Here is a 21,975-nt window from a genome sequence, read left to right on the forward strand (position 1 = left end):
CATAAAAATATTGGGTTGGAACAAAATAAAAAGCTCGGTGCGGCCTGTGGCTGCACCGAGCTTTTTATTCAGAACATGTTCGCGGCCAAGGTGTTGAATCCATTCGCCGGAACCTTTGGAAAACGATCAGTTCAGGAAGGCCAGATCGTTCTCATAGGGGCTTTCCACTGCAGTTTCGATGGGAGCTTCCTTCTTGTACTTGGACAATGCGGCAGCAGCCTTCACAGGATCAGCCAGAGTACCGGCGCCGCCCATGCAGCCGCCGGGGCAGCCCATGCCCTCCAGCAGGTAGCCGTTGTACTTGCCGGCCTTGGCCATCATGAGCAGCTTCTTGCACTCGGCCAGACCCTGAGCGCTGGCAACCTTGACCTCACGGTCCGGGTCCAACTTCTTGATTGCGTTTGCCACAGCCTGGGCGACACCGCCGCCCACAGCGAAACCGCGGCCGTCAGCAGAGGCCTTGTTGAAGTCGTCGACGGGATCGACCTCCAGATTGTCGAAGTCCACCTCGCGGGCTTCGAACATGCCCATCAGCTCCTCGAAGGTGAGCACGAAGTCCACATCGCTGCGGATGCTGCGGCGGCTGGCCTCCAGCTTCTTGGCGGAGCAGGGGCCAACGAAGACCACCTTGCAGTCCTTGCCGTGATGCTTCTTCACCAGACGGGCGGTGAGCACCATGGGAGTCAGAGCCATGCTGATGTAGTCGGCCATTTCGGGGAAGAGTTTCTTGGCCATCACGCTCCAGCTGGGGCAGCAGCTGGTGGCCATGAAGGGCTGATGCTCGGGAACCTCACGCATGAAGTCCTTGGCTTCTTCGATGGTGCACAGGTCAGCGCCCACGGCAACCTCGAAGGTGTCCGCAAAGCCCAGCTGACGCATGGCGGCCTTCAGTTTGCCCACGGTCAGGCCGGGGAACTGGTTCACGAAGGCGGGAGCCATGATGGCGTAGACCCGGTCACCCTGGCGGATGCTCTGGATCAGCTGGAAGATCTGGCCCTTGTCCACGATGGCGCCGAAGGGGCAGTTCACCAGGCACATGCCGCAGGATACGCACTTGTCCTGATCGATCTGAGCGCGGCCCAGGTCATCGGAGTGGATGGCGTTCATGCCGCAGGCAGCAGCGCAGGGGCGCTCCATCTTCACGATGGCGTGATAGGGACATACATCCACGCACTTGCCGCACTTGATGCACTTGTCCTGATCGATCACGGTCTGGCCGCCGGGGGTAAAGGTCAGGGCATCCTTGGGGCATACATCCACACAGGGATGGGCCAGACAGCCGCGGCACAGGTTGGTCACTTCCACCTTCTTTTCAGGGCAGGCGTTGCAGGCGAACTTGATGATGTTCACCAGCGGGGGATCGTAGTACTTCTGGGCGATCACGCTGTTTTCCATGCCGGAATTGGTGGGCGCCTGCTCATCCATGGGGCGCAGGGGCAGACCCATGGCCAGACGGATGCGCTCGGAAACGATGGCGCGCTCCAGGAAAATGCTGTTGCGGAAGCTGTTGACCTCGCCCGGGATAATTTTATAGGGCAGGCGGGAAACCTCCTGTGCGTAGTTCTGCCCCTCATAGGAGAGGCGGGCCACTTCGGTGAAGACCCGGCGGCGGATCTCGGTGACCGAGGTGTAGATACCGCGCATGTTGCTCATAATCACATAACTCCTTCCAAAATGCGTTGGGGTTCGCATACAATAAAAATATAACATACTCGCTCTTCCGGGGCAAGCACCGAAAGAGGACAAGAACGGGAAAGAATGTGGATATTTTTTGTGGCTGCAATCAAAGCTGCACAGCGGTGGCCCGGCAGCGCTCGCCATCCCACTCACCCAGACGGCAGGAAAGGATCTGACCGGCCGCTGCACCGGGGGCGCTGACCACTACCGGCAGATACAGCCGGGTATAACCGGTGAACAGATTTGCACTGAGGGGCTTCTCCAGCAGCACGGTATCCACCGAGCCGAACCACTCTTTGGCCAGCTTGCCGCGCACCTCGTCTGCCGCGCTCTGCAGCAGGTGTACCCGGCGGGCCTTTTCCTCCTCGGGAATCTGGTCCGGGAAGGTGGCGGCAGGGGTTCCCTCCCGGCGGGAATAGGGGAACACATGGACCTTCAGGAATTCCAGCTCCTGCACAAAGCGCACGCTCTCGGCAAATTCCTCCTCGGTCTCACCGGGGAAGCCCACGATCACATCGGTGGTGAAGCTGCAGGCGCCGCCATAAGCCTGGCGCAGCTTTTTCACCACAGTGGCGTATTCCTCGGCGGTGTAGACCCGGCGCATCCGGCGCAGGGTAGCAGTGCAGCCGCTCTGCAGCGAAAGATGGAACTGGGGACAGAGCTTTTCGGTGCGGGCCATGCGGGCGATGTCGTCGTCGCTCAGCAGGTCCGGCTCCAGGCTGCCCAGACGGATGCGTTCGATGCCCTCCACCTGTGCGCTGTGCTCGATGAGTTCGATCAGGTTGGTGCCGGTGTCCTGGCCGTAGCTGGGCAGGTTAATGCCGCTGAACACCACTTCCTTGTAGCCCGCGGCAGCCAGAGCCTCCAGCTCCTTCAGGATGCTGGCCTCACTGCGGCTGCGCACCCGGCCACGGGCCCGGGGAATCACGCAGTAGGCGCACTGGCGGTTGCAGCCGTCCTGAACCTTGATGAAGGCCCGGGTGTGACCCTCGAAGCGCTCCATGGGCAGCTCCTCAAAGGCCTCGCCTTTTTCATGGGCGGCAATGTCCACCACCCGCTCGCCCTCCAGGGCGCGGGCCACGTTGCGCAGAATGGCGTGCCGGTTGGCATTGCCCATCACCACATCCGCCTCCATCACCGCGGCGGCCTCTTCGGGAAAAGCCTGGGGATAGCAGCCTGTGAGCACCGTGACCGCGCCGGGATACTGGCGCTTGGCCCGCCGCAGCCACTGGCGGCTTTTTTTATCGCCCCCGGCGGTGACGGTGCAGCTGTTCACCACAAAGACATCGGCCTCCTCGTCGGGTTCGGCCAGGGTGTATCCGTTCTGACGGAAAAGCTGGGCAAGCGCGCCGGTCTCATTCTGATTGACCTTGCAGCCCAGCGTATAAAAACTTACGCGCATGGATTCGCTCCTTTATCTGATAGGAAAATACTTCTCTTATATTATAGGGGAGAATGGCAAAAAGGCAAGCATATTCCCGGCGGGCGGCAGCATAGAGATAAACGAAAGAACAACGCCCGCGGGCCGGCGAAAAGACCCCGGGAAGAAGGGTGGAGGTTTTATGGCGAAACGACGGGCGGCGGCGCTTGCTTTGACGGTGGCAATGCTTTTCGGGCTGGCCCTGCCGGTCAGAGCGCAGGAGGTGCAGGCGGGGCGGTTTGCCCTGGGGCAGTTTGATGTGCCCTGCCGGGCGGCGATTCTGATCGATCAGGAAAGCGGCACCGTGCTGTATGAAAAGGAGGCAGATACACAGATGCCCATTGCCTCCATCACCAAGGTGATGACGCTTTTGCTGGTGATGGAGGGGCTGGAGGCGGGCCGCTTCACCCTGGAGGACACCGTCCCGGTGACCGAGCATGCCTACAGCATGGGCGGCAGTCAGATCTGGCTGGAGCCGGGGGAGCAGTTCACTGTGGACGAGATGCTGCGGGCGGTCTGCGTGGCCAGCGCCAACGATGCAGCAGTGGCCCTGGCTGAGATGGTGGGCGGCAGCGAGCCGGTGTTTGTGGAGCAGATGAATCAGAAGGCCGCCCAGCTGGGCATGACCAACACAACCTTCCGGAACGCCTGTGGGCTGGATCAGGAAGGGCATCTTTCCACCGCCCGGGATGTGGCGATTATGAGCCGGGAGATCCTGAACAAGCATCCGCAGATTCTGAATTACACCGGTATCTGGACTGACAGCCTGCGGGATGGTCAGACCCAGCTGGTGAACACCAACAAGCTGCTGCGCCGTTACCAGGGCAGCACAGGGCTGAAGACCGGAACCACCGGCGGGGCAGGGGTCTGCCTTTCCGCCAGTGCCACCCGGGACGGCCTTTCCCTAATCGCGGTGGTGCTGGGGGCCTCCAGCAGCACCGAGCGATTCGACGCGGCCACCACGCTGCTGGATTACGGTTTTGCCAATTTTACCCGCACCCAGGCTCCCGTGCCGGAAAACGCGCCGGGAAGTCTGCCGGTAACCGGCGGCGCACTGGAGGAGGTGCCGCTGCAATACCAGACACCGGGCACGGTGCTGCTGCAGAAGGGGGAAGAGCAGAGCCTGCGGGCAGAGCTGGAGCTGAGCGAGGGCGCACAGGCACCGGTGGCGCTGGGCGATGAGCTGGGCCGGGTGGTGATGTACGCCGGCCAGACCGAACTGGGAAGCTGGCCGGTGACCGCTGCCGCCCAGGTGCCGGCCATGAGCTGGCAGCTGGCCATGGAACGCCTGTGGCAGGGCCTTCTGGCGCACTGAAAAATAAAGCACAAAGCCGCCGCTTGGGCCCCGCCGCCCGGGCGGCGGCTTTGCTGCAGGAAAGCCGCGAAATATTTGTGCGGAATGTACGCTGCCCTTGACTTTTAGCAGTCAAAACGGTATAGTTATAACAAAGAAAACACATGGTGGGAGGCAGCGATATGAGCGTTAAATTTAACGGTAAATATCTTGCAAAATTTGTAAAGGACTCTGAATTTGAAGCCATCTGGCCTCAGGTGAAAGCGGCTCACGAGATGATGGAAGGCCGTAACGGCCCCGGCAACGATTTCCTGGGCTGGGTGGATCTGCCCGTAAATTACGACAAGGAAGAGTTTGCCCGCATCAAGGCCGCGGCCGAGAAGATTTGCTCGGATTCCGACGTGCTGGTGGTGATCGGTATCGGTGGCTCCTACCTGGGCGCCCGCGCCGCCATCGAGGCCATCAAGGGTCAGATGTACAACTGCACCTGCAAGAAGACCCCGCAGATCTTCTTCGCAGGCAACTCCATTTCTCCCGCCTACCTGCAGGATATCCTGGCCTGCTGTGAGGGCAAAGAGGTCAGCGTGAACGTGATCTCCAAGTCCGGCACCACCACCGAGCCTGCGCTGGCGTTCCGTGTATTCAAGAAGTACTTGGAAGAGCGTTACGGCAAGGAAGGCGCTGCCAAGCGCATCTACGCCACCACCGACCGCAGCCGCGGCACCCTGAAGAAGCAGGCCGACGAAGAGGGCTGGCCCACCTTCGTGGTACCCGACGATGTGGGCGGCCGTTACTCGGTGCTCACCGCTGTGGGCCTGCTGCCCATCGCCTGCGCCGGCTGTGACATTGACGCTCTGATGCAGGGCGCCGCCGATGCCCGCGCTGAGTACTCCAGCTGCACTCCTGACAACGACTGCTACAAGTACGCTGCCGCTCGCAACATCCTGTACCGCAAGGGCAAGGCTGTTGAACTGCTGGCTGCTTACGAGCCCAACTTCACCATGATGAACGAGTGGTACAAGCAGCTGTTCGGCGAGAGCGAAGGCAAGGACAACAAGGGCCTCATGCCCACCAGCGTTGTTTTCTCCACCGATCTGCACTCCATGGGCCAGTTCGTACAGGAAGGCGCCCGTGTGATGTTCGAGACCGTGGTTAACATCCACAAGCCCTCTCAGGACCTGTTCATCGAGAACGATGAGGAGAACCTGGACGGTTTGAACTTCCTGGCAAACCAGAACATGAGCGTGGTCAACGAAAAGGCCATGCAGGGCACCATTCTGGCCCACACCGACGGCGATGTTCCCAACATCGTGCTGGAGACTCCCAGCCTGAACGAGTATGATCTGGGCTACCTGATCTACTTCTTCGAGCGGGCCTGCGCCATCAGCGGTTACCTGCTGAGCGTGAACCCCTTCGATCAGCCCGGCGTGGAGAGCTACAAGAAGAACATGTTCGCGCTGCTGGGTAAGCCCGGCTACGAGGACCGCAAGGCCGAGCTGGAAGCAAAGCTGGGCTGAGCACACCGCATCCCCGGCGGAAAACGGGGCATAACGTGAAGGGAATTGCGGCATGCCGCATTTCGCAAAATAGAAGGAGGTACCCTCTTATGATTAAACTGATCGTTGGCACGAAAGGCACCGGCAAAACCAAAGCGATGATCGAGGCCATCAACGCAGTTACCAAAACCACCAGCGGCAACGTTGTCGTTCTGGAAAAGTCCATGAAGCTGACTTATGATATCGATCATGCTGCTCGCCTGATCGATCTGGATGAGTATCACATCGCCGGCTACAACATGATGTATGGTTTTGTGGCGGGCGTTCTGGCCGGCAACTACGACATCACCGAGCTGTTTGTGGACGGCATTCTGAAGGTTGGCGACCACGATCTGAACGGTCTGGGCAAGTTCCTGGATGACGTGCAGGCCATTGCTGGCGAAAACGTGAACGTTACCATCACCATTTCCGCCGCCCTCGAGACTCTGCCTGAGGACGTAAAGAAATACCTGTAATCGTTCCATCAGCGGGCGGGAGCCAAAAAAATTGGTTCCCGCCCGAAATTTGGTATTGACAAACCCTCTGGGATTCGGTATACTAGGTAGGCAGTCTTTTAGAGGTGTACTATGCAATTCGACCTGAAAAAATTTTTTCAGACCGGCCGCGTGCCTTATCACGCGGAGCTGCAGCTGGACCTGAGTGATTATGACTTCCCGGGTTACCAGATCACGCAGCCGGTCACGGGCACCTTTGACGCCGCGCTGAATGGCGAGGGCGTTGTGCTGCGGCTCAGCTTGCATGCGCTGGCACAGGCAGAATGTGCCCGTTGCCTCACACCGGTGGAATATCCCTGTTCGCTGGAACAGGAATGGCTGGTGCGCGAAAGCGAACTGAGCAATGAATATCAGGAATTACCCATCGATGAGACGGGCAAGCTTTCCGTCAAGGAACTGGCTTGTGAAGAGCTTGTGATGGAGATTCCCACCGTGCTGCTGTGCAGTGCGGATTGCCAAGGGCTATGCCATGTTTGCGGTAAACCCAAAGCAGCGGGGTGCACCTGCTGTGAGGGGGGCTCCACTACCCCCGTAGACGAACGGCTTGCTATATTAAAACAACTGCTGAATTAACTTCATTCACATTGAGGAGGTGCTAAAATGGCAGTACCCAAGAGAAAGGTTTCCAAGGCACGGCGTGACAAGCGTCGCTCCTCTGTGTGGAAGCTGGAAGCCCCTGCACTGGTAAAGTGCAGCCAGTGTGGCGAGTACAAGCTCCCCCACCAGGTATGCGGCAATTGCGGCTACTACAAGGGCAAGGAAATCATCAAGAAGGAAGCGTAATCCGCTTTCCGTAAGAGCTAGGGGAGGGCTTACGCCTTCCCCTTTTTCTTGTGCGGTGCAAAACCTGTTGAAAAGGAAGGTGCAAAACTGGCATGGCAGTACGCGTGAAAAGCGTGCAGAAGGGCTCGGCAGCCGAAGCGCTGGGCCTGAGCGCCGGGTCGATGCTCTATTCGGCTGACGGCAACGAAATCAACGATATGCTGGATTACCAGTTCTACACCGCCGGCGAACGCTTCGAGCTGGCCGTGATGAAGGACGGCCAGCTGGATTATCTGAAGGTGGAAAAGGGCGAATACGAGCCTCTGGGCTGTGAGTTCGAGACCTATCTGATCGACCAGAAGCATTCCTGTGCAAACCATTGCATGTTCTGCTTCATCGATCAGCTGCCCAAGGGCCTGCGGGAAACCCTGTATTTCAAGGACGACGACGAGCGCCTGTCGTTCTTGTTCGGCAACTATGTGACCCTGACCAATCTGAACGAGCATGAGGTGGAGCGCATCAAGAAGATGCACATTTCGCCCATCAACATCTCGGTGCACACCACCAATCCGGAGCTGCGGGTACGGATGATGGCCAACAAGCGGGCGGGCGAGGTGCTCAAATATCTGGATGAATTTGCCGAGGCGGGTATCCAGATGAACTGCCAGCTGGTGCTGTGCCGGGGCGTGAACGACGGCGACGAACTGCGCCGCACGCTGGACAAGCTCACCGGCATGTACCCGGCGGTGCAGAGCATCGCAGCGGTGCCCAGCGGCCTGACCGATTACCGCAAGGGCCTTTACAAGCTGGAGGCCTATGACGCGGCTACCAGTGCCGCCGTGCTGGATATCCTGGAGGAATACGGCGACCGCTGCAAGGCGCAGAATGGCTGCCGTATGGTCTATCCCGGCGACGAGTGGTACCTGTGCGCCGGGCGGCCCATTCCCGGCGGCGATTTCTATGAGGATTTCCCCCAGCTGGAAAACGGTGTGGGCATGTGGCGCATGTTCCGGGACGAATTCCTGGCGGAGCTGACCTTTGCCCACCGGCGTATTCCCATTCCCCGGAACATCGATGTGGTCACCGGAACTCTGGCGGCACCGCTGATCCGGGAGATGATGGCCGAGCTGACCCGCCGTCACCGCAGTGTGAAGGTGCATGTGCATCCCATCAAAAATAATTTCTTCGGCGGCAACGTGAGCGTGGCCGGTCTGGTCACCGCCACCGATATCATCGACCAGTGCAAGGGCAAGCTGAAAAGCAAGCACCTGGGTGTGCCGGAAGTGATGCTGCGGGACGAAAAAGACCTGTTCCTGGATTCCAAGTCCATCGCGGATCTGGAAAGCGCTCTGGGCGTGAAGGTGCATATCCTGCCCAGCGGCGGCGGCGATCTGGTACGGACGCTGCTGGCGCACAAGCTGGCCTGACCGCCGGTATGGAACCCCCGTGCCCGAAGGGGCAGAAACAACTGAGAAAAGGAGGCTCTTATGGCAAAACCTATCGTTGCAGTGGTGGGCCGCCCCAACGTGGGCAAATCCACCCTGTTCAATAAATTGATCGGTCAGCGGCTGGCCATCGTGGAGGATACCCCCGGTGTGACCCGCGACCGTATCTTCGGCGACTGCGAGTGGCAGAACCACACCTTCCTGCTGGTGGATACCGGCGGTATCGAGATGGGCGAGGACGACATCCAGACCCATATCCGCCACCAGGCCCAGCTGGCCATCGACGCGGCGGAGTGCATCATCATGGTGGTGGACCTGCGGGCCGGTGTGACCGCCCAGGACCAGGACATCGCCAACCAGCTGATGCGCAGCGGCAAGCCCGTTGTGCTGGCGGTCAACAAGGTGGACCGGATCGGCGAGCCCCCCATGGAGTTGTACGATTTCTACAGCCTGGGTCTGGGCGAACTGTACCCTATCTCCAGCGTACACGGCCACGGCACCGGCGATCTGCTGGATGCGGTGTGCCAGTACCTGAACTTTGACGATGAGAACGGCGAAGAGGACGAGCGCATCACCGTTGCGGTGATCGGCCGTCCCAACGTGGGCAAGTCCAGCCTGATCAACCACATCCTGGGCGAGAACCGGATGATCGTAGCCAACCAGGCAGGTACCACCCGCGACGCCATCGACTCCCAGGTGGACAACAAATACGGCAGCTTCATCTTCACCGATACTGCGGGCCTGCGCAAGCGGGGCAAGGTGGAGGAAGGCGTGGAGCGCTACAGCGTGCTGCGCAGCCTGGCCGCCGTGGAGCGCAGCCGGGTGTGCGTGATCATGATTGACGCCACCGTGGGCTTCACCGAGCAGGACTCCAAGGTGGCGGGCTATGCCCATGAGCAGGGCAAGGCCTGCATCATCGCCGTGAACAAGTGGGACGCGGTGGAAAAGGACGACAAGACCATGGATGTGCAGCGCAAGAAGCTGATGAACGACTTTAGCTTCATGAGCTATGCACCCATCATCTTCATCAGCGCCAAGACCGGCCAGCGCGTGGACCGGCTGTTTGAGCTGATCAAGTACGTGGACAGCCAGAATGCCCTGCGCGTGACCACCGGTATGCTGAACGAGCTGCTGGCCCGTGCCACCGCCCGCGTACAGCCCCCCAGCGATAAGGGCCGCCGCCTGAAGATCTACTACATGACCCAGATCTCCACCCGGCCGCCCACGTTTGTGTGCTTCGTGAACCGGAAGGACCTGTTCCACTTCTCCTATCAGCGCTACATCGAGAACCAGATCCGTGAGACCTTCGGCCTGGAAGGAACCCCCGTGCGCATGGTCGTGCGGGAACGGGGCGACGGCAGCACCAAGTAAAACAGCCGCAAAGCGGGAAACAACAAAGGAGCGTGTGAATCCATGGCGTTAGAACAAGCGTTTATTCTGATGATGGCCGTCTCCGTTGTGATTGGTTATCTGCTGGGCAGCATCAATTTCGGCGTGGTGGTGAGCAAGGGCCTCTACCATGAGGACGTGCGTACCAAGGGCAGCGGCAATGCCGGTACCACAAATATCCTGCGCACCTACGGCAAAAAGGCCGCAGCGCTGACCCTGGCCGGTGATATGACCAAGGGCGCAGTGGCGGTATGGCTGTGCCACTGGGGTGTGGCCGCACTTACCGGTGCGGATGTGAACGGCGTGTATGCCGGATATCTGGCTGCCATCGGTGCGGTGTGCGGCCATCTGTGGCCGATCTGGTTCGGCTTCAAGGGCGGCAAGGGCATCGCGGTGGCCGCGGGCGCCATTCTGGCCAGTGAGCCGGTGGTGCTGCTGGCACTGCTGGTGGTGTTCTTCGCAATCGCTCTTGCCACCCGCATTGTGAGTCTGGCTTCGGTTACCGTTGCGATCCTGTATCCCATCCTCACGCTGCTTTGGTCCTGGTACACCCAGCGCAGCCTGCTGTTTACCGGTGTGTGCACCGTGCTGATGGCGGTGCTGGTGGTATGGATGCATCGGGCCAACATTCAGCGCCTGCTGAACGGCACCGAATACCGCTTCGGCGAAAAGAAAAAGGACGAATAATCAAACTGTTCTGCAGCCCTTCGGGAAGATCTTCCCGAAGGGCTGTTTTTTTGCTGGAAAATGCCGGTGATTTTTTCACGATTTTCAAAGAGCTTTTGCAGAATTTTCACAGCCGGACGATACACTCAAACTAGGGAAAGGCGGGCGCAGAGCGCCCGAAAAGGCCTCGGGCGAAAGAAACTGAGGCCGCCTTTTTTATGTTGCAGCCGTTGCCCGGCCGGGCGGCGGAACAAAAGGAGTGTGGCTTTTTTGATTCAAGTGGAGCATCTCACCAAGCGTTATGGCAGCCATCTTGCGGTGGATGACATCTCGTTTGAAGTGGAGGAGGGCATCGTATATGGATTGCTGGGTCCCAACGGCGCAGGCAAATCCACCACGATGAACATTCTGACCGGTTATCTTTCCGCCACCAGCGGCACGGTGGCCATCGATGGGCACGACATTCTGGAGGAGGCCAGCGCGGCGAAGGCCTGTGTGGGCTATCTGCCCGAGCAGCCGCCCCTGTATGTGGATATGACGCCCCGGGAGTATCTGATGTTTGTGGCCGAGCTGAAAAAGGTGAAGCGGGCCGAGCGCGCCGCGCAGGTGGAGCAGGCCATGGACCGCACCGGCCTGGCGGAGATGGAGCACCGGCTGATCAAGAATCTGTCCAAGGGCTACCGCCAGCGTGTGGGCCTGGCCGCTGCGCTGCTGAGCAGCCCCAAGGTCATCATTCTGGATGAGCCCACTGTGGGCCTGGACCCGGCTCAGGTGATTGAGATCCGCAGTCTGATCAAGGAGCTGGGCCGGGACCACACTGTGATCCTTTCCAGTCACATCCTCAGCGAGGTGAGCACCCTGTGCGATAAGGTGCTGATCATCGCCAAGGGTAAGCTGGTGGCGCAGGGCACCCCTGAGGAGCTGGCCCAGCGGCTCGCCGCCGGTTCTTCTTTGAATATTACCGCTTTGGGCGAGGCGGAGGCAGTGAAGAATGCGCTGCTCACCGTGCCCGGCGTGAGCGAGGTCCAGATCACCGGCCAGCAGAATGGCGAGACCAGCGCCACCGTGCAGGTGCCCCAGGGCGAGGATCTGCGGGCAGCGGTCAGCGCCGCGCTGGCAGCGGCCGGATGCCCGGTTCTGGGCCTGACCACCGCCTCCATGAGCCTGGAGGACGTATTCCTGCAGCTCACCGCACAGGCAGGCGACGAGGAGGCACAGGAGGTCCTGGAGAACCAGGAGGAAGCGACCCTGCGTCCGGAGGACCTGGAATTTGTGCAGGATGCGGTGGAGAGCACCGCGCAGCCTGACGAGGAAGAAATCGAGCAGGAGGATGCGTCCGCCCAGGCGGAAGAAGAGGAGGCGGACAAGCAATGATCGCTATTTTCAAACGGGAATTCAAGAGCTATTACAGCGGCATGATGGGCTGGCTGCTCACCGGTGTGATGCTTCTGTTCGGCGGTTTGTATTTTACCGCAGCCAATCTGCAGGGCGGCTACACCAACTATGCCATCTCGCTCTACAGCTTCGTGATCGTGCTGCTGATCTTCATCCCGCTGCTGTGCATGCGCAGCTTTGCGGAGGAAAAGCGCAGCAAGACCGACCAGCTGCTGCTCACCAGCCCGGTGAGCGTGAGCGGCATCGTGCTGGGCAAATATCTGGCGCTGCTGGCCATGTTTGCGGTGCCGGTGGCCGTCTTCTGCCTCTACCCGCTGGTTATGCTGCTGCTGGGCGGCGTGGACCTAATGGCCAGCTACGCGGGCATTCTGGGCTATTTCTTCATGGGCGCGGCCTGCATTGCCGTGTGCATGTATCTTTCCACCCTCACCGAGAACCAGATCATCGCGGCGCTGTCCGGCTTTGGCGTGCTGCTGGTGGCCTATCTGCTGCCCAGCATCCAGACCCTGTTCACTGCCGGCAGCGGCCTTGCCATGGCCGCCTTTGTGGTGATTCTGCTGGCGGTGAGTGTGATCGTGGGTCTGCGCAGCCGCACTCTGACTCTGGGTGCCGGTGTGTTCCTGGTGGGCTTTGTGCTGCTGACCATCCTGTTCAATACCAAAAGCGCCGCGCTCACCAGTGCCTTCACCAGTGTGCTGGGTGCGCTGGCTCTGTTCGAGCCCTTCCTGGAATTTGTGAACGGGCTGTTCAGCGTTACGGCGCTGGTGTATTACCTGGGCGTGATCGTGCTGTTCCTGTTCCTCACCGGGCAGGCGCTGGAAAAGCGCCGCTGGAACTGAGAGGAGGAAACGAGCGATGAAGTTTTTCAAAAAGAAGCAGGAAGAACCTGCACAGGAAAAGCGCAGCCTCCGCCAGTGGGCGGCGCTGATGGTATCCGCGCTGAAGGGGCAGCCCGCCAGCAAGGCGGTGTTCCAGAACGGCGCCATGGCCAGTGCGCTCACCGCCCTGGTGCTGGTGGCGGTGATTCTGGTGAACCTGATGGTGGGTATGCTGCCCAGCAAATACACTCAGTGGGATATGAGCCAGAACGGGCTTTACTCCATTGGCGACACCACCAAGGAGCTGCTGGCAGGCCTTGAGCAGGATGTGACCTTCTATTATCTTGCCCAGAGCGGCTATGAGAGCGAGAGCGTGGTCACCTTCCTGGACCGCTACACCCAGGAGAGCAAGCACCTGAGCTGGGAACAGAAGGACCCGGCGGTTTACCCCACCTTTGCCCAGCAGTATGGTGCCGAAACCGCCAGTGAGGGCAGCATCATCGTGGTGAGCGGCGACCGCAGCAAGGTGATCGACGCCAATGATCTTTACACCTACGATTACAGCAACTACTACACCAGTGGCACCTACGATGTGCTGTTCGATGGCGAGCAGCAGTTCACCAGCGCGGTGTATTATGTGACCACCCAGGATCTGCCCAAAGTGTACACCCTTACCGGCCACGGCGAGCAGCAGCTCACCAGTGACCAGGAGAACGCCCTGAACATGCAGAACATCGATGTGGAGGAGCTGGCCCTGGTATCCAGCGAGGGTATCCCGGAGGATGCGGCGGCGGTGCTGATCGCAGGCCCCACCGTGGACTACACCACCGATGACGTGCAGCTGCTGCGGGATTACCTGAGCAGCGGCGGCAAGCTGATCCTGCTGAGCGACAGCGCCGCCAGCACCCCCAATCTGAACGCACTGATGGCGGATTACGGTCTGACCGCTCTGAGCGGCCTGGTGGTGGAGGGCAATTCCTCCTACCATGCCCGGGGCTTCAATTACTATCTTCTGCCCCAGATCCAGAGCCACGAGGCCACCAGCGGCCTTTCCAACCTGTACGTGATGCTGCCCTATGCCCAGGCCATCCAGTCCGGTGAGCTGGAGAACGTGACGGTGGACAGCCTGCTCATCACCAGCTCCTCTGCCTACAACAAGGCTGCAGGTTACGACATGGCCACCACCGACAAGGAGGAGGGCGACCAGGAAGGTCCCTTCGATCTGGCTGTGGCAGCCACCAAAACCGAAAATGAGGACGAGGGCATTGAATCCCAGGTGATCTGGGTGAGCAGCGTGGCTCTGCTGGACCAGAACGTGAATGCTTCGGTGGGCGGCGGCAACGACCAGTTCCTGCTGGGCTGTGTCAGCTGGCTCAGCGGACAGGACAGCAGCATCCTGATCGCGGGCAAGAGCCTGAGCAGTGATGTCCTCACCGTGAGCGCAGCGGATGCCGCCTTCTGGGGCAATCTGACCACCATTGTGCTGCCGGTGATCTGCCTGATCGCCGGTGCGGCCATTACCATCAAACGGAGGCGCCAATAATGAAAGCAAAGCGAAACCTGATGATCGGTCTGGTGATCCTGCTGGTGATTCTGGCCGCCGGCGTGTTTGCCGCCAAGACCATCAGCGACCGGGATGCGGCGGCCAGCGCTTCGGAGGACACCAGCATCAACCTCACCTCCATCACCGCATCCTCTGAGATTGAAAGATTCGGCTACACCTTCGAGGGGGACACCCTGAACTTTGAACAGCGGGAAGAGGTGGTGGAGGCAGAGAGCGAATCCACCAGTGAAGCCGCTGATGATTCCGAAAGCACTTCGGCCTCGGAGGAGACTGAGCCGGAGACCGAGATCGTCTGGTATCTGGCAGATGACCCGGAATACAAACTGAATCAGAGTACCGTGAGCAGCATGCTCACCGCGTTTGTGAATCTGGAGGCCAGCCGTCAGCTGACCGAGACCAGCGAGGAATACGGCCTGGAAGAGCCCACCCTCACCTTCTGGATGACTGCAAACGGCGAGACCACCACCTGGATCTGCGGTGCCACCAACGATGTGACCGGCACCGTTTACCTGCAAAAGCAGGGCGAGGATACGGTCTATCTGGTGGACACCGACAAGGTGACCGTGTTTGAAAAGAGCCGGATGGATCTGGGCGATACCAGTGATGCCACCGGCGACATCGCCACCAGCGAAGAGGCCACCAGTGAGACAGCGGCCAGCGAGGAGGCTTCCAGTGAACCAGCCGCCAGTGAAGTGACTTCCGCTGAATAATTTAATCTTCAGGCAATCAGAGCCGCCGCGGGGAAAAGTCCTTGCTGCGGCTTTGTTCGTTTGGCAAAAAATCGCCGCCCGGCAGGATGCAGCAAAAACGGCGTGCCGCCCGTGGTAGCATGGGTTCACAAAAGCAGAAAAGGGGAGTGGGATTCATGGGAACGATCCTGTTGCTGTTACTGCTGGGGGCGATGCTGGGCAGTGCGCTGGTCTGCTATGCGGGGGCCTGTGTGTCCGGCCGGGAGGAGCGCCGCGAGGAGCGGCAGCGAAGGCGATGAGCATGCAAAGAGGGAAAAAGCGGCTCGGAATTTTGCGAATTCTGTGATACAATAAAAGGCAGTATGATCACAGGAGAAAAACGCGATGAAACGAATTTGTGCTGGTCTGCTGGCCCACGTGGACGCAGGCAAGACCACTCTGTCTGAGGCGCTGCTGTATCGGGGCGGCTGCCTGAAAAAGCTGGGCCGGGTGGACCATAAGGATGCCTTTCTGGATACCAACGCCATGGAGCGGGAGCGGGGCATCACCATCTTTTCCAAGCAGGCGGTGCTCAGCCTGCCCGACGCCCAGATCACCCTGCTGGATACCCCCGGCCATGTGGATTTTTCCGGCGAGATGGAGCGTACCCTCTCGGTGCTGGATTACGCGGTGCTGGTGGTGAGCGGCACCGACGGTGTGCAGAGCCATACCGAGACCGTCTGGAAACTGCTGCGCCGGTACGGGGTGCCGGTGTTTGTATTTGTAAATAAGATGGATCTGGCGGGAGCAGACCGGCAGGCGGTACTGGATCAGCTGGCCCGCCTGGAGGAGGGCTTTGTGCCCTTCGACGGCTCCCTGGACCCGGATGCCTTTGCGGAAGCGCTGGCCATGCAGAGCGAGGAGGCCATGGATGCCTATCTGGAAAACGGCCAGGTGCCTGCCGACCTGATCACCGCCATGGTGGCCCGGCGGCAGGTGTTTCCCTGCATGTTCGGCTCGGCGCTGAAGCTGCAGGGAGTGGATGAGCTGCTGGAAGCGCTGCAGGCCTATACCCGTCAGCCCAAAGCAGCAGAAGAGTTTGCTGCCCGGGTGTTCAAGATCGCCCGGGATGAGCAGGGCAACCGGCTCACCTGGCTCAAGGTCACCGGTGGCAGTCTGCGAGTGAAGGCGCTGCTTACCGGAGAGGACCCGGACGGCCAGTCCTGGCAGGAAAAAGCAGACCAACTGCGCGTATATTCCGGCGCAAAATTCCAGATGGTAGAACAGGCTCCGGCGGGAACCGTGTGCGCCGTCACCGGTCTGACCCGTACCTGGGCGGGTCAGGGCCTGGGTGAGGAGACCATGGGCCGATCCCCGGTGCTGCAGCCGGTGCAGAGCTGCCGTCTGCTGCTGCCTGAGGGCTGCGACGCTCATGCAGTGCTGCCCAAGCTGACCCAGCTGCAGGAGGAGGACCCCCAGCTGCGCATCGTGTGGAACGAGCGGCTGGCCGAGATTCATCTGCAGATGATGGGCGAGGTGCAGCTGGACGTGCTCAAGCGCCTGATCTGGGAGCGGTTCGGTCTGGCCGTGGGCTTTGGCCCCGGCAGTATTGTGTATAAGGAGACCATCGCGGGCCCGGTGGAGGGCGTAGGCCATTTTGAGCCCCTGCGCCATTATGCCGAGGTGCATCTGCTGCTGGAGCCGCTGCCCCGGGGCGCGGGCCTGCAGTTTGATACGATTTGCAGCGAGGATGTGCTGGATCGGAACTGGCAGCGGCTGATTCTCACCCACCTGGAGGAGAAGGAGCATCTGGGCGTGCTCACCGGCAGCCCCATCACCGATATGAAGATTACCCTCACCGCGGGCAGAGCACATTTGAAGCACACCGAGGGCGGCGATTTCCGCCAGGCCACCTACCGGGCGGTGCGCCAGGGCCTGATGCAGGCGGACAGCATTCTGCTGGAGCCCTGGTATGAGTTCCGGCTGGAGGTGCCCGCCGAGCAGGTGGGCCGGGCCATGGCGGATGTGCAGCGGATGGGCGGCAGCTTTGACCCGCCCGAGCTGCTGGGCGAAACCTCGGTGCTCACCGGCAGCGTGCCGGTGGCCGAGATGCGGGGTTATGCCATGGAGCTTGCCGGATATACCCGGGGCAAGGGGCGGCTGTCCTGCACGCTGGCAGGCTACCGGCCCTGCCACGACGCCCCCGCCGTGATCGAGGCGATGGGCTACGACCCCGAGCGGGATACCGAGAACCCGCCGGATTCGGTGTTCTGTGCCCACGGCGCAGGCTATACCGTGAAGTGGGATGAGGTGCCCGCCCACGCCCATGTGGAGAGCGGTGTGCGTCTGAACGAGCCGGAACCGGAGGAGCAGCCCGCACCCCGGCAGACCCGGCGGCAGAGCGTACCTGTTTCCTCGCTGGAGGAGGACAAGCAGCTGGCAGCCATCTTCGAGCGCACCTATGGCCCCTCCAAGGGCCGGGAGCTGTTCCGCCCCGCACCAGTGAAGCAGGCGGAGTATCATTTTGAATCCAGCGGGCCGGAGTATCTGCTGGTGGACGGCTATAACCTGATCTTTGCCTGGGAGGAGCTGAAAAAGCTGGCGGCGGATAACCTGGCGGGAGCCCGTCAGGCGCTGGCAGATCTGTTGTGTAATTACAAGGGCTTTCACGACTGCCAGGTGATTCTGGTGTTCGATGCCTACAAGGTGCCCCATGGCACGGGCGAGGTGAGCCGGTATCATAATATCCATATCGTCTATACCAAGGAAGCGGAAACCGCTGATATGTATATTGAAAAGACCACCTATCAGCTGGCGAAAAAGCGCCGGGTGCGTGTGGTCACCTCGGACGGTGCAGAGCAGCTGATCATCCTGGGGCACGGTGCGCTGCGCATTTCGGCCCGCCTGTTCCGGGAAGAGGTGGAGCGCACCAACGGTGAGATCCGGCGTATTTTGGAGGAAAACCGCCTGAAAAACGCCCGGCGGTAAACGAATGCAGGCAACGAGAAACAGGCAGAAAAACAGCGGCCCGGTTTTGCGAAACGCAATGCCGGGCCGCCGCTGCATACCGCGAAAAAGGGCTTGCTTTTTTGGCGTTGCTATAGTATAATAAACCCTGTTACAAATAAGCCGGTGTGTCGGAATGGCAGACGATGCGGACTCAAAATCCGTTGGTGGCAACACCGTGTGGGTTCAAGTCCCACCACCGGCACCACGTCGGAATGGACTACGCTCCATTCAAAAGCCCAGCAAGCCCAGCCGTTTGGCTGGGCTTTTCTCATACCGCTCCGTCATTCCTCCTTTTCCCCACAAAACTTTGCTGTGCAAACTTTCGTGGGAGCCCCGCCCTACGGGCCAAGGAGGAGAAAGGCATCAATTCATCACGCAAACTCAAAAGATCCCGAACGTGAGAGCGTTCGGGATCTTTTGTTTTACACGGTGTCACTGTCCAAAATTTTAATCAGAATCTTCGTAATATAATTTTGCGGATTTACCTCCACAAACTGGTCAATGATATTGATGCAGATGACATCATCAGCCAGAGGTAGCTCGGTGGAGGTACGCATTCTGGCAAAGGTTTCCCAGATTGTGGAGTAAGGCCCGGAGTGGTAACCGGTCAGATAGGTCCCGGCGTGAATCTCGTGTACGGCGTGCTGCGAGGCCTCGGGAACTTCACCGATGAGATATGCACCGAAGGACTGCTCCTCGCCCTGATAAAAGGCCAGGGTGGGATACAGATAGAACAGCTCGTTGGAAAAAACCTCGCTGAGGTTTCCCAGCGCAATATACTGCATGGAATCAAGATGCTCCGCACTGACCTTTTCAACACAAAGATTTTCCAGTTCCTGCTCGGTAAAGGCAATTTTCGTCTGGATCACCGCATCCAGACGCAGCAGCTCCTGAAGCTGTTCCTGAAGGTTGCTGGACTGATGACGCAGATAGGAGCAAGTTTCTGTGAAGCTGCGCTGGCCCATAAAGCCGCTGATCTCAGACAGCGGGCAGCCCAGCCGCCGCAGATAGCGGATCAGTGCCAACGAGTAGGACTGATCGAATTTATAATAGCGATAGTTGCTTCCTTTCTCCCGCCCCTGTGGTAGCAAAAGTCCCTTTTCCTCATACAGCCGCAATGTCTGTACATCCACATGAAACAGCTTGGCCAGTTCTCCGATTCGCAGATACTCCTTCATAATGCACCTCCCGTGATGGCGGTAAAAAAGATGACAACCGCCGGGCTTCGACGGTTGTCATAATAGGGGGAATTTGAACGTTTGTCAAGAGCTGCATCAGCCAATGCGTTTGCCGCCAAGGTACCGGGCCTTGATGTTGTCGGTGGTTCCGATGTAGCAGAACCGCTCCACCACCTGAGCCGGCGTCAGAGGGATATTCAGATCCTCCATGCCGTCGATGACCAGCGCGTTGAACACATAGTCCTTTTCGAAGGCACCAACCTTCCCGAACACGCTTCCGCCAGCCTTGGTGGCCAGATAAAAGGCGTTGGTGAAGGTAATGGGGCTGGCGTTTTCCGGCTCATAGAACCACTTCAGCTTGGACAGCTGAACAGCGCGGCCGATCTGTGTGTAGACGCCCATGGAATGGCCGCCGCCCACATCGGTGCCCAGGGTGATGTTTACGCCATTGCTGTGCAGGTTGGAAACACCCATGATTCCGGCGATGATGTTGGTGGTTGCATCCGGGCAGTGAACGGTGTAACCGCCGTGACGCTTGATGATTTCGATGTCCTCTTTGGCGGGGAAAATGAAGTGCGCGCCCACAACCGGGCCATTCTCCATCAGCCCCGCTCTCTCGTAGATCTCAGTGTCGCACTTGTATCCCGGATAGACCCACAGAGCTTCCTGAGCTTCCCAGCGGGATTCCACCAGATGGGTCTGCAAGCCCACCTGATACTTTTTGCCCAGAGTACCCAGTCCCTTCACCAGCTCCTCGCTGCAGGTGGGGGCAAAGCGAGGGGTGATGATGGGTTTTGCGGTTTTGTGATCCTTGCAGTCGGCCAGGTACTGTTCGGTTTCCCGGAGGGATTCCTCCACGGTCTCGTACAGGTACGACGGGGAGGCGATATCCATGTTCACCTTGCCCACATAGCCGTAGAGACCGCGCTCCTCCATGCGGCGAATCAGATAAGAGGTGGCCTCCCGATGGATGGTGGCGAAAATACAGGCATGGAAGGTTCCGTGCTTGATCATATCGTCAATGAAAGCATCGTAGATGGGCCGGGCGTAGTTCATGTCCGCAAAGCGGGCTTCCTGGGGGAAGGTGTACTGATTCAGCCAGTCGGACAAAAGCATATCCATGCCAAGACCGCGCTCGATGTACTGCGAAGCGTGGACATGCAGGTCCGAAAAGGCCGGAATGATCACGCCTTTGCCATAGTCGGTGATCTCGGCGTTTTTATACTGCTCCGGCAGAACGCTGCAAATTTCCTGAACTTTTCCGTTTTCCACGATCAGATAGCTGTCTTCATAGGTGACCAGCTCGTCGTAGCTTTTTGAAAACAGAATGTTGCCATGAAGAATATTCACTGTATGTTCCTTTCTTCTATCAGACCGCGAGTCCCGACACAACGGACAGGAATCGAATTGCAATACCGGCCAGAAGACCCACAAAGGGATCGATCAGCGCGGTGACGGCAATGGTAGCGCCGCCGGCCAGAGCATCCGCCTGGCTTGCACCCTCAAAGGTGGCTGCTGCGTACTGGGGAACACTGACCATGGAGCCCAGCACGAACAAAAAGCCGGAAATGGAGACCGCCGGAATAAACCGTGCGATCTTCGGCACAAGGCGTGCGAAGAGGATGAGTGCCATCACCACCATCAGCAGGATGCCGGCCGCCACCGGATGGGGCGCCGCCGCTGTGGAGGAGAGGGTGATTTCAACGGGAGTACCGCCAAACAGACCGGTCAGGATATCCGCCGCGCCGGAATAGATGGTCAGGCCGTCCACATTGGGGTTTTCCATTCCGGCCATGCCGGAAACGATGCCGCTGTAAGCGATGTTCGTGCCAATGGACAGGCAGGCCAGGGCAAGAGCACCGCGAACAACATTCAGATTGGTCACAGGCTTGAAGAATTTGAACTTGCTCTCTTCCTTTACCTCCTCCATGGGACCTTTGTTCAGGATCAGGAAGCAGGCGATGCTGGCGGCCATGCTGATGACCAGGGTCCAGTTCAGGTCCTTGGTCAGAAAGTAGGCGGCAAAGGCGGAAATGAGCGAGACTGCACCGGTCTTCTTGCTCTCCCTGATCAGATCAATGGCTACCCGAATAACGATGATGCCCACACCGGCCTCCATGCCGGAAATGATGGAGGTGCCCGCAAAATCCACGATGCGCTGCAGCAGTCCCAGACCGCCCAGCACCACCATGATCACACCGCTGTAAAATACGATGCTGATGCGTTCCCGGAAGTTTTTGCCCACACTTCCGGCCAGCACGATGGTCTCGCCCTGAATGTTGATGGGAATGACGGTTTTAAATACCAGCATGCCGATGATGCCCGCACAATAGCCCAGTGCGGTGGGGGCGGACAGAAACCCGAAGCTGAGGCCCATGATGATTCCCGAAAGGCCGTTGATCACGTTTCCGAGCACCGAAAGAATGTCTTTGATGATCTCAAATTCCAATGTGTTTTCCTTCCTCTCTGTTTCTGCGCCAGCCGGAACGCCGCTGTTCTGGAATAGCGCGGATTTGCTGTTATTGAATGGTTTCCGATGTCAGGATAAACCCTATGGTAACCATAGAGTCAAGAGCTTTTAAAAGGAGATTCGGAATATTTTTCATAATTATCGGATACTTCTTGTAATTACTCATGGTG

General features: G+C 59.2%; 19 protein-coding genes and 1 tRNA gene. 15 read left to right on the top strand and 5 right to left on the bottom strand.

What is annotated here, in order from left to right; translation table 11 throughout:
- Window positions 1-126: 126 nt before the first annotated feature.
- Both B5F28_RS06185 and mtaB read right to left on the bottom strand, forming a co-directional pair.
- Entirely contained in the window at window positions 127-1,644 is a 1,518-nt protein-coding gene (locus B5F28_RS06185; protein ID WP_087294528.1) for a 4Fe-4S dicluster domain-containing protein, read from the bottom strand.
- 139 nt (window positions 1,645-1,783) lie between these two features.
- Window positions 1,784-3,079, bottom strand: a complete 1,296-nt coding sequence (gene mtaB / locus B5F28_RS06190; RefSeq protein WP_087294419.1) for a tRNA (N(6)-L-threonylcarbamoyladenosine(37)-C(2))-methylthiotransferase MtaB — start codon at window positions 3,077-3,079, stop codon at window positions 1,784-1,786.
- Window positions 3,080-3,239: 160 nt separating this feature from the next.
- Between mtaB and B5F28_RS06195 the strand changes: the two genes are divergently transcribed.
- The 15 genes from B5F28_RS06195 to B5F28_RS06260 all read left to right on the top strand — a co-directional run bounded on the left by B5F28_RS06195 (window position 3,240) and on the right by B5F28_RS06260 (window position 18,362).
- Window positions 3,240-4,412, top strand: coding sequence for a D-alanyl-D-alanine carboxypeptidase family protein (locus B5F28_RS06195; RefSeq protein WP_087294421.1), 1,173 nt, complete (start codon window positions 3,240-3,242; stop codon window positions 4,410-4,412).
- A gap of 161 nt (window positions 4,413-4,573) precedes the next feature.
- Window positions 4,574-5,908 (top strand): glucose-6-phosphate isomerase, encoded by a 1,335-nt coding sequence (locus tag B5F28_RS06200; protein ID WP_087294530.1) that lies wholly within the window; start codon window positions 4,574-4,576, stop codon window positions 5,906-5,908.
- Between the two features lie 89 nt (window positions 5,909-5,997).
- A complete protein-coding gene (locus B5F28_RS06205) occupies window positions 5,998-6,402 on the top strand; it encodes a hypothetical protein (protein ID WP_087294423.1) in 405 nt (134 codons plus the stop codon).
- A gap of 111 nt (window positions 6,403-6,513) precedes the next feature.
- A complete protein-coding gene (locus B5F28_RS06210; protein WP_087294425.1) occupies window positions 6,514-7,014 on the top strand; it encodes a YceD family protein in 501 nt (166 codons plus the stop codon).
- A gap of 27 nt (window positions 7,015-7,041) precedes the next feature.
- Window positions 7,042-7,224: a 50S ribosomal protein L32 gene (gene rpmF, locus B5F28_RS06215; RefSeq protein WP_058967140.1), complete on the top strand. Its 183-nt coding sequence runs from the start codon at window positions 7,042-7,044 to the stop codon at window positions 7,222-7,224.
- Between the two features lie 92 nt (window positions 7,225-7,316).
- A complete protein-coding gene (locus B5F28_RS06220; RefSeq protein WP_087294427.1) occupies window positions 7,317-8,630 on the top strand; it encodes a DUF512 domain-containing protein in 1,314 nt (437 codons plus the stop codon).
- A gap of 60 nt (window positions 8,631-8,690) precedes the next feature.
- Complete coding sequence (der, locus tag B5F28_RS06225) at window positions 8,691-10,019, top strand: ribosome biogenesis GTPase Der (protein WP_087294429.1); 1,329 nt, start codon at window positions 8,691-8,693, stop codon at window positions 10,017-10,019.
- Window positions 10,020-10,061: 42 nt separating this feature from the next.
- Window positions 10,062-10,724: a glycerol-3-phosphate 1-O-acyltransferase PlsY gene (gene plsY / locus B5F28_RS06230; protein WP_087294431.1), complete on the top strand. Its 663-nt coding sequence runs from the start codon at window positions 10,062-10,064 to the stop codon at window positions 10,722-10,724.
- Between the two features lie 258 nt (window positions 10,725-10,982).
- On the top strand, window positions 10,983-12,077 hold the full coding sequence (locus B5F28_RS06235) for an ABC transporter ATP-binding protein (protein WP_247643426.1): 1,095 nt from the start codon (window positions 10,983-10,985) through the stop codon (window positions 12,075-12,077).
- Complete coding sequence (locus B5F28_RS06240) at window positions 12,074-12,937, top strand: ABC transporter permease (RefSeq protein ID WP_087294435.1); 864 nt, start codon at window positions 12,074-12,076, stop codon at window positions 12,935-12,937. The genes B5F28_RS06235 and B5F28_RS06240 overlap by 4 nt, the downstream gene beginning before the upstream one ends.
- 16 nt (window positions 12,938-12,953) lie before the next feature.
- Window positions 12,954-14,459 carry a GldG family protein gene (locus tag B5F28_RS06245; protein ID WP_087294437.1) on the top strand — a complete coding sequence of 502 codons (1,506 nt, stop codon included), beginning with the start codon at window positions 12,954-12,956 and terminating at the stop codon, window positions 14,457-14,459.
- On the top strand, window positions 14,459-15,190 hold the full coding sequence (locus B5F28_RS06250) for a DUF4340 domain-containing protein (RefSeq protein WP_087294439.1): 732 nt from the start codon (window positions 14,459-14,461) through the stop codon (window positions 15,188-15,190). Before B5F28_RS06245 ends, B5F28_RS06250 begins: the two co-directional genes overlap by 1 nt.
- Window positions 15,191-15,345: 155 nt before the next feature.
- Complete coding sequence (locus B5F28_RS15290) at window positions 15,346-15,468, top strand: hypothetical protein (RefSeq protein WP_275532609.1); 123 nt, start codon at window positions 15,346-15,348, stop codon at window positions 15,466-15,468.
- 85 nt (window positions 15,469-15,553) lie between these two features.
- Entirely contained in the window at window positions 15,554-18,136 is a 2,583-nt protein-coding gene (locus B5F28_RS06255; protein WP_087294441.1) for a translation factor GTPase family protein, read from the top strand.
- A 140-nt stretch (window positions 18,137-18,276) separates the two neighbouring features.
- Window positions 18,277-18,362 (top strand) — tRNA-Leu (locus B5F28_RS06260).
- Between the two features lie 217 nt (window positions 18,363-18,579).
- Here the strand turns inward: B5F28_RS06260 and B5F28_RS06265 are convergent.
- The 3 genes from B5F28_RS06265 to B5F28_RS06275 all read right to left on the bottom strand — a co-directional run bounded on the left by B5F28_RS06265 (window position 18,580) and on the right by B5F28_RS06275 (window position 21,784).
- Window positions 18,580-19,335, bottom strand: coding sequence for a MerR family transcriptional regulator (locus B5F28_RS06265; protein WP_087294443.1), 756 nt, complete (start codon window positions 19,333-19,335; stop codon window positions 18,580-18,582).
- 96 nt (window positions 19,336-19,431) lie between these two features.
- Window positions 19,432-20,685, bottom strand: coding sequence for an amidohydrolase family protein (locus tag B5F28_RS06270; RefSeq protein WP_087294445.1), 1,254 nt, complete (start codon window positions 20,683-20,685; stop codon window positions 19,432-19,434).
- A gap of 19 nt (window positions 20,686-20,704) precedes the next feature.
- Window positions 20,705-21,784 (bottom strand): SulP family inorganic anion transporter, encoded by a 1,080-nt coding sequence (locus tag B5F28_RS06275; RefSeq protein ID WP_087294447.1) that lies wholly within the window; start codon window positions 21,782-21,784, stop codon window positions 20,705-20,707.
- Window positions 21,785-21,975: the final 191 nt, after the last annotated feature.

Source organism: Gemmiger sp. An194, from assembly GCF_002160145.1.
Taxonomy (GTDB): Bacteria; Bacillota; Clostridia; order Oscillospirales; family Ruminococcaceae; genus Allofournierella.